This is a genomic window from Tateyamaria sp. GN1-10 (assembly GCF_055693845.1).
Window position 1 is genome coordinate 3,746,088 of sequence record NZ_JBVFUR010000004.1, and the last position, 12,632, is coordinate 3,758,719.

Sequence of the window (12,632 nt, forward strand, 5' to 3'; positions counted from 1 at the left end):
GTTGGTCGTATAGGCCCAACGTTGACGTATCTATACGGGATCAAACTGCCATGAACATCCATGAATACCAGGCCAAGGCCCTTTTGCGCAGCTACGGAGCGCCCGTTTCGGACGGTCGTGTCGTTCTGAGGGCAGAGGAGGCGAAGACGGCAGCGGGCGCCCTTGATGGGCCGATGTGGGTGGTCAAGGCACAGATCCACGCCGGTGGCCGCGGCAAGGGCAAGTTCAAGGAAGCGGATGCAGGCGACAAGGGCGGCGTGCGCCTGACCAAATCGGTCGAGGAAGCCGCCGAGGAAGCCAAGAAGATGTTGGGCCGTACCCTGGTCACGCACCAGACGGGCCCCGTCGGCAAACAGGTCAACCGCATCTATATCGAAGATGGGTCGGGCATCGAAACCGAACTGTACCTTGCGCTGCTGGTGGATCGCCAGACCAGCCGCATCAGCTTTGTCTGCTCGACCGAGGGTGGGATGGACATCGAAGAGGTCGCGGCGGCGACTCCCGAAAAAATTCTCAGCTTCTCTGTTGATCCGGCCACCGGCTATCAGGCCTATCATGGCCGTCGCATAGCCTTTGCACTTGGCCTCGAGGGCAAACAGATCAAGCAATGCGTGGGCCTGATGAGCCTGCTCTACAAAGCCTTCGAAGAGAAGGATATGGAGATGCTCGAGATCAACCCACTGATCGTGACCGACGGCGGTGATTTGAAAGTGCTCGACGCCAAAGTATCCTTTGATGGCAACGCCATCTATCGCCACACAGACATCAATGAGCTGCGCGATGAGACCGAGGAAGACCCCAAGGAACTCGCCGCTTCCAAATACGACCTGAACTACATAGCGCTGGATGGCGAGATCGGGTGCATGGTGAACGGCGCGGGCCTGGCCATGGCGACGATGGACATCATCAAGCTCTACGGCGCGGAGCCTGCCAACTTTCTAGACGTGGGTGGCGGTGCGACGAAGGAGAAGGTGACCGAAGCCTTCAAGATCATCACATCAGACCCGAACGTGAAGGGCATCCTTGTCAACATCTTTGGGGGCATCATGCGTTGTGATGTGATTGCCGAGGGCGTTGTCGCCGCTGTGAAAGAGGTGGGCCTGCAAGTCCCGCTGGTTGTGCGCCTCGAAGGCACCAACGTGCAGCAGGGCAAGGACATCATCAACAACTCTGGTCTTGATGTGATCGCGGCCGACGACCTGAAAGACGGCGCCCAGAAAATCGTGAAAGCGGTTAAGGGCTGACGCCGATGATGCGCGCGGGAGTAGTTGTCGCCGTCCTTTTGGCAGTTGCCGCATGCAGCAGCGAAAGACGGCCAGACATTCCGGTCCAACAGAGCTTGCCACCTGTTGGGTTGGCCTCGACAGCTGTCTGGCTGGAGCAGCGTGAAGGCAGCGCGCCGCGTGCGCGCGCCGCCCGCGACATTCCAACATCCGAAATCCGGTCGGTGATGTCCGGCGGCAGCGCGCCTGTCGCGACGCCTGCTGCGCAACCGGCAGTGCCCAACCGCGCGAAACCGACAGGAAACATAGCATTGGCCGCGCAGGCCTTTGAGGATACCTGTGTCGCATCGCTGCCCAGCATGGCTGGCGTCGAAAAGCGCTTCGATCAGGTGAGCCGACGCGATTTCGGGGTTGCCCCGGACGAGGCGGGACGAAACTACTTTCTCTCAGGTCAGCGGCGTGGTGACATTTTCATGAGTGTCGCCCTGGGCGCCGGACGATCCAATATCTTCCAATGCAACATTTCTGTCCGCCGGCAGGACCAAGCCACGACTGCGCAAGCACTGGTGAACACTGTCACGGCGGCGGGCTATGCTCTGACGCCGGTCGCGGCCACGGGAAATGCACAACAGGAATGGGCGATATCCGGTGCACAGGCCGGGACACGATTGAAGATGGTGGCGCGCACAAACGTGCTGGGTCAAAAACTCACCGGAGTCTGGATTGTATGGCGCTAGGCGCACGTTATATCTTTGGTGCTTTGTGTCTGTGCAGTCTGGCCTTGCCTGTCACCGCCGGAACGCATCCAGCTGTCGACGCCTTTGTATCTGTTTGCTTCAAAGCAGGTCAGACAATCGAGCGCGCGCGCGCAAACATGCAGAGCGTCGCGGGAGCACCCTTGCCCTTCTATCTAACCTTCTGGGACAAATCGCTTGAGCCTGCCCCCGGAACACCCGATCACGCCGAACGCCACTGCGCCGTGGAGTTCCAAGGCGATCATGCGACACGTGCCGTGGTTGCTGTTCGGGCCAAGATGGCTGAACCGCCGGTCTTTGGCACGCCCATTACCCTGCCGACACCATATGCCAACGAACCCGGTACAGCTTATCTCGAAGGTCGCGCATTGTTGCGCAGGCGTGTTGCAGTGGTCCATGTCGGCACACGCCAAGGTAAGACGCTCATCTCGGTCGACCGGCTTCCCCAAGACGTGGGGACATCCGGATGACGCACGTTTATGTCGAGATGATTAACCTCGTCCGGGCGCAAACGCAGCGTGACTGCGTGCCCCGCCAATTGCAAGCAACCGGCGCCGCATGTGACGTCCATACCGGATTTTGGCATTGCACTGATACCGACGGAACTTTGGACGGCCTGTCGCGCCCGTTTGGACCCTGGGGTGTGTTCAAGCAGCAGGATCGGACCGTAACTATTAGCCATACCCGCGTCTGGGAACGCTTTCTCGATAGTAATGCAACCCACTGTCTCATTCTTGAGGATCACGCGTTTGGTACCCCCGATCTGGGGCGGTGGCTCGCTGACCTATACTGGTGGCCCGCCGACGTACAGATCGTAAAGCTCGAGCGTTCGGGCAGCAAAACACGCAAAGGTGTCATGCGACAGGCGCTGTCGCGCCGCACCGGGGCAGCCGTCTACATGTTGACCCGGCAAGCGGCCATAACGTTGTTGGCCCAGCTGCCTTTCGAGCTGACCATCGATCAATTGTTGATCAATCTGAACGTCTCGCCCGCTGTACGACAACTTGGCGTGGCGCGGGTGACACCGGCCCATTTCGCGCAGGGCAACAAACCATTGGATGACGGGATATCCGATGTGGGCCGTCAACGCCCAAAGGGGTGGTTGCTGTATCGCCAAAAGTTGCTGCGCACCTATTTCGAAACCGCCTACCCCTTCTCCATCCTTTCCGCGATCGCGCGTGGCCACGCCAAGCTCGACGCTTTTCCCTTCGCTAAAACTACTCTCTCGCCGCAGACCCAGTCTGTCTGCGACTGACAAACCAAGGAAGCGCTTCATGGCCGTACTCATCGATGAAAACACCAAAGTGATCTGCCAGGGCCTGACCGGCTCGCAGGGCACGTTCCACACCGAACAGGCCATCGCTTATGGCACGAAGATGGTGGGCGGCGTGACCCCTGGCAAAGGTGGTCAGACACATCTGGACCTGCCTGTCTTCAACTCGGTGCATGAGGCAATGGATGTGACCGATGCGAATGCCTCCGTCATCTATGTCCCGCCGCCCTTTGCGGCGGACTCGATCCTCGAAGCCATCGACGCCGAGATGCCCCTGATCGTGTGCATCACCGAAGGCATTCCGGTGCTGGACATGATGAAAGTCCAGCGCGCGTTGGAAGGCTCGTCCTCGCGCCTGATCGGCCCCAACTGCCCCGGTGTCATCACGCCCGACGCCTGCAAGATCGGAATTATGCCCGGCCACATTCACAAGCGCGGGAGCGTGGGTGTCGTAAGCCGCTCGGGCACCCTTACTTACGAGGCAGTGAAACAGACAACGGATATGGGCCTGGGCCAATCGTCGGCCGTAGGCATCGGCGGCGACCCCATCAAGGGGACCGAGCATATCGATGTGCTGGAGATGTTCCTGGCCGATGACGAGACCGAAAGCATCATCATGATCGGTGAGATTGGCGGCTCCGCAGAAGAAGACGCCGCCCAGTTCCTTGCCGACGAGAAGAAGAAGGGCCGCTGGAAACCCACCGCCGGCTTCATCGCAGGCCGCACCGCCCCTCCCGGGCGCCGCATGGGCCATGCGGGTGCCATCGTCGCGGGCGGCAAAGGCGGTGCCGAGGACAAGATCGAAGCCATGCGTGCCGCAGGCATCGTGGTGGCCGACAGCCCGGCGACGCTGGGCGAGGCGGTTATGGAAGCGATTAAGGGCTAAGCATAGCATGCTGCACTGGCGGTCATATGCTCTGAGGGTGTCCCCCAACCGTGGGTGGGGGAGTATCCCCGGCCCTTGGGGGCGGTCGGGGGATACCCGACGGTGCCGCCGGATAGTCGGTTTCCTGTTTTTGGCCGTTTCATCGCAGACCGTGGTTGCGGACGGCGCCAAACCAATGGACCGATTCCGAGTTGTTGCTATCCCTAAAGGTATCCAACTCGCTCCAAGCGCACCCAATGCAATCACACGGCACTTTATCTTCGAGAAAGGTGCGTTTGAGATGGACCAAATTCTGACTTTCACACGGGCAATTTGCGACACTGATGATGCCCAATTTGAAACCCTGGACCCGTCTTGGATCCAATGGCTCAAGGGCGACGTTCCCGCCCGAGCTCTGTGCTGAGGTACACCAATGACCGACCAATCCCCCAACGACCAATTCCATGCCTCCTCCTTCATGCAGGGGCACAATGCGGAATACCTCGAACAGATGTACGCACGCTACGCCAATGACCCCGGCGCGGTTGACGAAAGCTGGCAGGCGTTCTTCAAGGCGATGGGCGATGACGAGGTGTCCGTCAAACGCGAGGCCGAGGGGCCGTCCTGGGCGCGCACGGATTGGCCTCCGGTTCCGGGCGATGATCTAACCCAGGCCCTGACGGGTGAGTGGGCCGCCCCGGCCGAGGTCAAAGGCGCGGGCGACAAGATCAAGGCGAAGGCGGCGGAAAAAGGCGTTGAGGTCAGCGACGATCAGATCAAGCGCGCCGTGCTCGACAGTATCCGCGCCCTGATGATCATCCGTGCCTACCGCATCCGGGGGCACCTTGTGGCCGACCTTGATCCGCTGGGCATGCGTGATCAGACCCCGCACCCTGAACTGGACCCAAAGTCATACGGCTTCACCGAAGCGGACATGGACCGACCGATTTTCATCGACAACGTGCTGGGCCTGCAAGTCGCCACTATGCGCGAAATCGTCGCCATCGTGAAACGCACCTATTGCGGCACCTTTGCCCTGCAATACATGCACATCTCGGACCCCGAGGAGGCCAGCTGGCTCAAGGAGCGGATCGAAGGGTTCGGCAAAGAAATCCAGTTCACTCGCGAGGGGCGCAAGGCGATCCTGAACAAGATGGTCGAGGCCGAGGGCTTCGAGAAGTTCCTACATGTCAAATACATGGGCACCAAACGCTTCGGTCTGGATGGCGGCGAAAGCCTGATCCCCGCGATGGAACAGATCATCAAGCGCGGCGGCGCGCTAGGGGTCAATGACATCGTGATCGGGATGCCCCACCGCGGGCGCCTGTCGGTATTGGCAAACGTGATGGCCAAACCCTACAAAGCGATCTTCAACGAATTCCAGGGCGGCAGCTTCAAACCCGAAGACGTGGATGGCTCGGGCGATGTAAAATACCACCTCGGTGCGTCCTCGGACCGCGAGTTTGACGGCAATACGGTCCACCTGTCACTCACCGCAAACCCCTCGCACCTGGAAGCCGTGAACCCGGTGGTGCTGGGCAAAGCGCGCGCCAAACAGGACCAGAACAACGACCACGAACGCACCAGCGTCATGCCGATCCTGCTGCATGGTGATGCGGCGTTTGCCGGTCAGGGTGTTGTGGCTGAATGCTTCGCGCTGTCAGGCCTGCGCGGCCACAAGACCGGTGGCACCATGCACATCGTGGTGAACAACCAGATTGGGTTCACAACCGCGCCGCACTTCTCGCGCTCCTCCCCCTATCCCACCGACAACGCGTTGGTGGTCGAGGCACCCATCTTCCACGTAAACGGGGATGATCCAGAGGCAGTTGTGCACGCCGCAAAGGTAGCCACAGAGTTCCGTCAGAAGTTCCGCAAGGACGTGGTGATCGACATCTTCTGCTATCGCCGCTTCGGCCACAACGAGGGCGACGAGCCCATGTTCACCAACCCGGTGATGTACAAGCGGATCAAGAAGCACAAAACGACGCTCACGCTATATACCGAACGCCTGGTCCGTGATGGCCTGATCCCCGAGGGCGAGATCGAGGATATGAAAGCCGCCTTCCAGGCTCAGATGAATGACGAGTTCGAGGCGGGCAAGGACTACAAACCGAACAAGGCCGACTGGCTGGACGGCAAGTGGTCTCACCTCGACAAGAATAAGGAAGACTACCAGCGCGGCAAGACGGCCATCGCGCCGGAAACCCTGGCCGATGTGGGCAAAGCCCTGACATCCACGCCAGACGGCTTCCCGATGCACAAGACCGTGGACCGTCTGATCGAGGCCAAGAGGAAGATGTTCGACAGCGGCGAAGGCTTTGACTGGGCCACGGGTGAGGCGCTGGCGTTCGGCTCGCTTCTGACCGAAGGGTTCCCTGTGCGCCTTTCCGGTCAGGACTCGACCCGCGGCACGTTCAGCCAACGGCACTCAGGTTACGTGAACCAGGAGACCGAAGAGCGGTACTACCCTCTCAACCAGATCCGCGCGGGTCAGGCGCAGTATGAAGTCATCGACTCGATGTTGTCGGAATACGCGGTGTTGGGTTTCGAATATGGCTACTCGATGGCCGAACCCAACGCACTGACTCTGTGGGAGGCCCAGTTCGGCGATTTTGCCAACGGCGCGCAGATCATGTTCGACCAGTTCATCAGCTCGGGGGAAAGCAAATGGCTGCGCATGTCCGGCCTGACCGTTCTGCTGCCGCACGGGTTCGAGGGGCAAGGGCCGGAGCACTCCTCTGCCCGCCTTGAACGCTTCTTGCAGATGTGCGGTCAAGACAATTGGATCATCGCCAACTGCACGACGCCCGCCAACTACTTCCATATCCTGCGCCGCCAGATTCACCGTGACTTCCGCAAGCCGCTGATCCTGATGACACCCAAATCGCTGCTGCGTCACAAGCTGGCTGTCAGCAAGGCCGACGAGTTCACAACCGGCTCGTCCTTTCACCGTGTGCTGTGGGACGATGCTGAGCACGGAAATTCCGACACCAAGCTGGCCAAAGATGACAAGATCAAGCGCGTCGTCATGTGTTCGGGCAAGGTTTACTACGACCTGCTGGAAGAACGTGACGCCCGCGGCATTGACGACATTTATCTGATGCGGATTGAACAGTTCTACCCATTCCCGGCAATCTCTCTGGTCAAGGAACTGGAGCGGTTCAAAGGGGCCGAAATGGTCTGGTGCCAGGAAGAGCCCAAGAACCAGGGCGGCTGGACATTCATCGAACCCAATATCGAATGGGTCCTGACCCGCATCAAGGCCAAGCACCAACGCCCTGCTTACGTGGGCCGCGCCACCTCTGCCAGCCCTGCTACAGGTCTGGCCAGCCAGCACAAAGCCCAACAAGCCGCGCTCGTGAACGAAGCGCTGACCATCGAAGGATAACACCATGACCACCGAAGTCCGCGTGCCCACCCTGGGTGAAAGCGTCACCGAAGCCACCGTCGCCACATGGTTCAAGAAACCCGGCGACAGTGTTGAGGTGGACGAGATGCTGTGCGAGTTGGAAACCGACAAGGTTACGGTTGAGGTGCCCAGCCCTGTGGCGGGAACGCTGGCTGACATCGTGGCGGCGGAGGGCGAAACCGTTGGCGTGGACGCCCTGCTCGCCAACATCGCCGAAGGTGGGGCAGCGGCAGCATCCAGCGACGCGCCCAAGGCTGCTCCAAAGGCCGAAGCGCCCGCCGCCGCTCCCGCTAAGAGCGGAGACAACGTTGACGTCATGGTGCCCACATTGGGCGAAAGCGTGACCGAAGCAACCGTGTCCACATGGTTCAAAGCCGTGGGCGACAGCGTCGCGCAAGACGAAATGCTCTGCGAGCTGGAAACCGACAAGGTCAGCGTCGAAGTGCCCGCTCCCGCCGCTGGCGTCCTCGCCGAAATCACGGCGCCTGAAGGGACCACCGTAGACGCATCGGCCAAATTGGCCGTGATCTCATCCTCTGGCGCAGCCGCCGCGCCTGCCGCAGCCTCTCCCGAGGCCGCACCGGCTGCTGTCCCCGCGGGGACAGGCCACTCGGATGTCGAAAATGCGCCGTCAGCTCAGAAAGCGATGGCCGAGGCCGGGATCAGTGGCGACCAAGTCACCGGAACGGGTCGCGATGGCCGTGTGATGAAAGAGGATGTAGCCAAAGCCGTTGCAGCTGCAGCCACCGCACCTGCCCCGGCGGCCCCCGTCGCCGCGCCCCGTGCGCCGGTCGCTGCCGATGACGCCGCGCGCGAGGAACGGGTGAAGATGACCCGCCTGCGACAGACCATCGCCAAGCGCCTGAAGGACAGCCAGAACACCGCCGCCATGCTCACCACCTATAACGAGGTGGACATGACCGAGGTGATGGCCTTGCGGAATGAGTACAAGGACCTGTTCCTGAAGAAACACGGGGTGAAGCTGGGCTTCATGTCCTTCTTCACCAAGGCGTGCTGCCATGCGCTGAAGGAAGTGCCCGAAGTGAATGCCGAAATCGATGGCACAGACATTGTCTACAAGAACTTTGTGCACATGGGCATTGCCGCGGGCACGCCCACGGGCCTCGTGGTGCCAGTGATCCGCGACGCAGACGCCATGTCCTTCCACGCAATCGAACAGGCCATCGCCGAAAAAGGCGCACGCGCACGCGATGGCAAGCTGTCCATGGCCGAAATGCAGGGCGGCACGTTCACCATCTCGAACGGCGGCGTTTACGGCTCACTCATGTCCTCGCCCATCCTGAACCCGCCGCAGTCAGGTATATTGGGCATGCACAAGATCCAAGATCGGCCAATGGCGATTGGCGGTCAGGTGGTGATCCGGCCCATGATGTACCTTGCGCTGTCCTATGATCACCGGATCGTGGACGGCAAAGGGGCTGTGACGTTCCTTGTTCGAGTGAAAGAGGCGTTGGAAGATCCTCGGCGGCTGCTGATGGATTTGTAGTGTATGTCCGTTCGCCTCAAAGAAATGGCATCGCCAACCCCTTGGGGGCTAGAGTATTTTGCTCCTGAGGCTGGCATTGGGTATGGTCGGTAGCTGATATGGATATTCTCGGCGGACTAACAGCAGCCCGGTTAGCTCTCGACTTGGCCAAGGACATTCGTGAAATCGACAAATCAGTAGATGAAGCGTCCTTCAAAATGAAGCTTGCGGAATTAATGTCTGCTCTTGCGGATGCACAAGTCGCACTAGCCGATGCGAAGATAGAGGTCTCAGAACTAAGATCTGAACTGGCAGGGTTGCGGGCTGGTGAAGCCTGCCCCAAGTGTCGCGTTGGTAGACTATCAGTCATTGAGGTCGATCAATCCCAGCACATGGTTGGATACGAGTTTCATATCAGCAAGTGCAACGGCGAAGCTTGTGGCTACTCCAATAAACGAACGTACTCAACTGCTGAACGGAAATACACTAGATGACCCCAGAACTCACCTACCTCACCTACGCCGTGATCCTCCTGATCGCCCACGCAATCGTTCAGGCCACATTCTCCGACCTGTCCAAAGGCCTCGGCTGGGCGCTTGGCCCGCAAGACGAACAGCGCGACCAAAACCAGATCGCGGGCCGCATCCAACGTGCCCTCAAGAACTACCTCGAAACCCTACCCGCTTTCATCGCGCTCGCGCTGATGCTCAAGGTCACCGACCTCGGCACGGCAACCACGGCCACCGGGGCGGCGCTATGGTTCTGGGCCCGCGTTGCCTACATCCCCGCCTATGCCTCTGGTATCCCCATGGTCCGCTCTATCGCGTGGTTCGCCTCGCTTGGTGGGCTGGTGCTAATGCTGTTGCCACTTCTGGGGGCCTGATCGGACACGCGTGATGACATCCGAACTCACCGCCCTTGCCCTCGCGGCCCTTCTGCAAGTGCTGCAATTCGCACTCATGGCCGTGCCCACGAACATCGAATTGCCGCAAGGCAAGACACTGTCCCCGCGGGACCGCAATCGTTTGGGCGGCGACATTCAGGATCAGGTGTCCGACAGAACGGCCCGCCTGATCCGGGCTTGGGAAAACCACTTCGAAAGCCTCGCGCTTTTCACCATAGCCGTGATGGTTGTGTCGCTCGCAGACGCCAATACGGGCTTTACTGCCGCTTGCGCCTGGACCTACCTGGCCGCCCGCATCCTCTATATCCCCGCCTACTATTTTGGCCTGACCCCATGGCGGTCGCTAATCTGGTTCGTGGGCTTCCTCGCCGCACCCTGCATGTTGATCGCGGCGCTCACATGATCTTCTTCTGACTGAAAATACCACGGGGGTCCGGGGGCAGCGCCACCGGTCCGACGCCAAAACAAAAGGACCAAACCCATGGCTTCTTACGACGTAATCATCATCGGCTCCGGCCCCGGCGGCTATGTCTGCGCGATCCGCTGCGCACAGCTGGGCCTGAAAACGGCCTGTGTCGAGGGACGAGAGACTTTGGGCGGCACTTGCCTGAACGTCGGCTGTATCCCGTCGAAAGCGCTGCTGCACGCCAGCCACATGCTGCACGAGGCTGAGCACAATTTCGGCGCCATGGGCCTCAAGGGTAAATCGCCATCCGTCGATTGGAAGCAGATGCTGCAATACAAGACCGACACAATCGGCCAGAACACCAAGGGCGTCGAATTCCTGTTCAAAAAGAACAAGGTTGACTGGCTCAAGGGCTGGGGCAGCATCCCCGCGGCGGGCAAGGTCAAGGTCGGGGACGAAGTTCACGAGGCCAAGAACATCATCATCGCCACCGGGTCTGACGTCGCCACCCTTCCGGGGGTCGAGATTGACGAAAAGGTTGTCGTCAGCTCCACCGGGGCGTTGGAACTGGGCAAGATCCCGAAGAAGATGGTGGTGATCGGCGCTGGCGTAATCGGGCTGGAGCTTGGCTCGGTCTACAAGCGCCTGGGGTCCGAAGTACAAGTTATCGAATTCCTCGACGCCGTCACACCCGGCATGGATTCCGAGGTGCAGCGCCAGTTCCAGAAAATCATGACCAAGCAGGGCCTCAGCTTTACCATGGGTGCTGCCGTGCAAAAGGTCGATGTTGCCAAGAACAAGGCCAAGGTCCACTACAAGCTGCGCAAGGATGACAGCGAACACGAAGTCGACGCAGACGTCGTTCTGGTCGCTACAGGCCGCAAGCCCTACACCGACGGTCTGGGTCTGGATGCGCTGGGGGTTAAGATGACCGACCGCGGGCAGATCGCGGTCGACGCCCATTGGCAGACCAACATCCCCGGCATCTACGCCATCGGCGACGTGATCGAGGGACCAATGCTCGCTCACAAGGCCGAGGATGAAGGCATGGCCGCCGCCGATCAGGTGGCAGGCAAGCATGGGCACGTGAACTACGGCGTGATCCCCGGTGTGATCTACACGCACCCCGAGGTGGCCAACGTCGGTGCGACCGAAGAAATGCTGAAAGCCGAAGGACACAAGTACAAGGCGGGCAAGTTCAGCTTCATGGGCAACGGTCGGGCCAAAGCAAACTTTGCCGCAGACGGGTTCGTCAAGATCCTCGCCGACGCCGAAACCGACCGCATCCTTGGGGCGCACATCATCGGCCCGAGCGCAGGCGACCTGATCCACGAGGTCTGCGTGGCGATGGAATTCGGCGCCTCGGCAGAAGACTTGGCGCTGACCTGCCACGCGCACCCCACCTACTCCGAGGCGGTGCGCGAGGCGGCACTGGCCTGCGGCCTTGGGGCGATTCATAGCTAGTCACACCGCACAATGCTAACGAGAAGGTCGGTTCCAAAAGAGCCGGCCTTTTTTGCTTCTTGGAGGCGAGCCGGGCCAGAGCACAGCTACACCTGTCCATAGATAACGTGAACTGGCCTCAAACTGGCGACCATCCGCCACCGAACGGTTTCGCCCTCGGAGCAAATCCGCCGCATGGCGCGTTCACGCCTATTTATAGGGATGCCCGTCATTTCCTTTTTGGCAAACCACGCTCTTTGATAGGCCAGCCCGTCGGGGTTGATTGATTAAATGCCAAACGACAAGAGGACATCATCATGGATCGTCGCAGCACTTTGAAACTAATCGGGGGCGGCGCTGCCCTGTTGACACTGGCCGCATGCGCGCAACCGCAAGACCCGGACATCGTCGACATCGCGGCTGGCGATCCGAACTTCTCAACCCTCGTCGCCGCAATTCAGGCAGCCGGACTGGTCGATACGCTCAAGGGGCCCGGTCCCTTCACCGTCTTCGCTCCAACAAATGACGCATTCGCCGCGCTGCCGGCTGGCACCGTCGACAATTTGCTCTTGCCTGAAAACAAAGACCAACTGGTCAATATCCTGACGTACCATGTTGTACCGGGCCAGATCACGGCAGGTGACGTGCTGGGCACGCGCCAGAATGTGACAACAGTTCAGGGCGGTACACTCGATGTGAACGGGATCGTCGGGAAGTTCGGGTCAGGCGTGAAAGTGAATGATGCCAATGTTATTCAGCCGGACATCTTTGCGTCGAATGGCGTAATCCACGCCATCGACGCAGTGTTGCTGCCGTAACACAGTTCCGAGCAGAGCCGGAAACTAACCCAGTTTCCGGCCCGTTT

Annotated in this window: 12 protein-coding genes; all 12 read left to right on the forward strand. The window is 60.1% G+C overall.

Annotated elements, in window-relative coordinates; all coding sequences use genetic code 11:
- The first annotated feature begins 50 nt into the window (after positions 1–50).
- Positions 51–1,244 carry an ADP-forming succinate--CoA ligase subunit beta gene (gene sucC / locus ACZ1HN_RS20685; RefSeq protein ID WP_472728856.1) on the forward strand — a complete coding sequence of 398 codons (1,194 nt, stop codon included), beginning with the start codon at positions 51–53 and terminating at the stop codon, positions 1,242–1,244.
- Between the two features lie 5 nt (positions 1,245–1,249).
- Complete coding sequence (locus ACZ1HN_RS20690; protein WP_472728857.1) at positions 1,250–1,960, forward strand: hypothetical protein; 711 nt, start codon at positions 1,250–1,252, stop codon at positions 1,958–1,960.
- 161 nt (positions 1,961–2,121) lie between these two features.
- Positions 2,122–2,448 (forward strand): hypothetical protein, encoded by a 327-nt coding sequence (locus ACZ1HN_RS20695; protein ID WP_472728858.1) that lies wholly within the window; start codon positions 2,122–2,124, stop codon positions 2,446–2,448.
- Positions 2,445–3,233: a glycosyltransferase family 25 protein gene (locus ACZ1HN_RS20700; RefSeq protein ID WP_472728859.1), complete on the forward strand. Its 789-nt coding sequence runs from the start codon at positions 2,445–2,447 to the stop codon at positions 3,231–3,233. Before ACZ1HN_RS20695 ends, ACZ1HN_RS20700 begins: the two co-directional genes overlap by 4 nt.
- A gap of 19 nt (positions 3,234–3,252) precedes the next feature.
- Positions 3,253–4,137, forward strand: a complete 885-nt coding sequence (gene sucD, locus ACZ1HN_RS20705) for a succinate--CoA ligase subunit alpha (protein WP_299610065.1) — start codon at positions 3,253–3,255, stop codon at positions 4,135–4,137.
- A 412-nt stretch (positions 4,138–4,549) separates the two neighbouring features.
- Positions 4,550–7,507, forward strand: a complete 2,958-nt coding sequence (locus ACZ1HN_RS20710) for a 2-oxoglutarate dehydrogenase E1 component (protein ID WP_472728860.1) — start codon at positions 4,550–4,552, stop codon at positions 7,505–7,507.
- Between the two features lie 4 nt (positions 7,508–7,511).
- Positions 7,512–9,035, forward strand: coding sequence for a 2-oxoglutarate dehydrogenase complex dihydrolipoyllysine-residue succinyltransferase (gene odhB / locus ACZ1HN_RS20715; protein ID WP_472728861.1), 1,524 nt, complete (start codon positions 7,512–7,514; stop codon positions 9,033–9,035).
- 98 nt (positions 9,036–9,133) lie between these two features.
- On the forward strand, positions 9,134–9,508 hold the full coding sequence (locus tag ACZ1HN_RS20720; protein WP_472728862.1) for a hypothetical protein: 375 nt from the start codon (positions 9,134–9,136) through the stop codon (positions 9,506–9,508).
- Positions 9,505–9,897, forward strand: a complete 393-nt coding sequence (locus ACZ1HN_RS20725) for an MAPEG family protein (protein WP_472728863.1) — start codon at positions 9,505–9,507, stop codon at positions 9,895–9,897. Before ACZ1HN_RS20720 ends, ACZ1HN_RS20725 begins: the two co-directional genes overlap by 4 nt.
- Before the next feature lie 13 nt (positions 9,898–9,910).
- Positions 9,911–10,321 (forward strand): MAPEG family protein, encoded by a 411-nt coding sequence (locus tag ACZ1HN_RS20730; RefSeq protein WP_472728864.1) that lies wholly within the window; start codon positions 9,911–9,913, stop codon positions 10,319–10,321.
- Positions 10,322–10,399: 78 nt separating this feature from the next.
- Positions 10,400–11,788 (forward strand): dihydrolipoyl dehydrogenase, encoded by a 1,389-nt coding sequence (gene lpdA / locus ACZ1HN_RS20735; protein WP_472728865.1) that lies wholly within the window; start codon positions 10,400–10,402, stop codon positions 11,786–11,788.
- Positions 11,789–12,084: 296 nt separating this feature from the next.
- Entirely contained in the window at positions 12,085–12,585 is a 501-nt protein-coding gene (locus tag ACZ1HN_RS20740; protein ID WP_299201269.1) for a fasciclin domain-containing protein, read from the forward strand.
- Positions 12,586–12,632: the final 47 nt, after the last annotated feature.

Coding starts and splice junctions, on each gene's coding strand:
- sucC (WP_472728856.1), top strand. CDS start 51: ATGAACATCCATGAATACCAGGCCAAGGCCCTTTTGCGCAGCTACGGA.
- ACZ1HN_RS20690 (WP_472728857.1), top strand. CDS start 1,250: ATGATGCGCGCGGGAGTAGTTGTCGCCGTCCTTTTGGCAGTTGCCGCA.
- ACZ1HN_RS20700 (WP_472728859.1), top strand. CDS start 2,445: ATGACGCACGTTTATGTCGAGATGATTAACCTCGTCCGGGCGCAAACG.
- sucD (WP_299610065.1), top strand. CDS start 3,253: ATGGCCGTACTCATCGATGAAAACACCAAAGTGATCTGCCAGGGCCTG.
- ACZ1HN_RS20710 (WP_472728860.1), top strand. CDS start 4,550: ATGACCGACCAATCCCCCAACGACCAATTCCATGCCTCCTCCTTCATG.
- odhB (WP_472728861.1), top strand. CDS start 7,512: ATGACCACCGAAGTCCGCGTGCCCACCCTGGGTGAAAGCGTCACCGAA.
- ACZ1HN_RS20720 (WP_472728862.1), top strand. CDS start 9,134: ATGGATATTCTCGGCGGACTAACAGCAGCCCGGTTAGCTCTCGACTTG.
- ACZ1HN_RS20725 (WP_472728863.1), top strand. CDS start 9,505: ATGACCCCAGAACTCACCTACCTCACCTACGCCGTGATCCTCCTGATC.
- ACZ1HN_RS20730 (WP_472728864.1), top strand. CDS start 9,911: ATGACATCCGAACTCACCGCCCTTGCCCTCGCGGCCCTTCTGCAAGTG.
- lpdA (WP_472728865.1), top strand. CDS start 10,400: ATGGCTTCTTACGACGTAATCATCATCGGCTCCGGCCCCGGCGGCTAT.
- ACZ1HN_RS20740 (WP_299201269.1), top strand. CDS start 12,085: ATGGATCGTCGCAGCACTTTGAAACTAATCGGGGGCGGCGCTGCCCTG.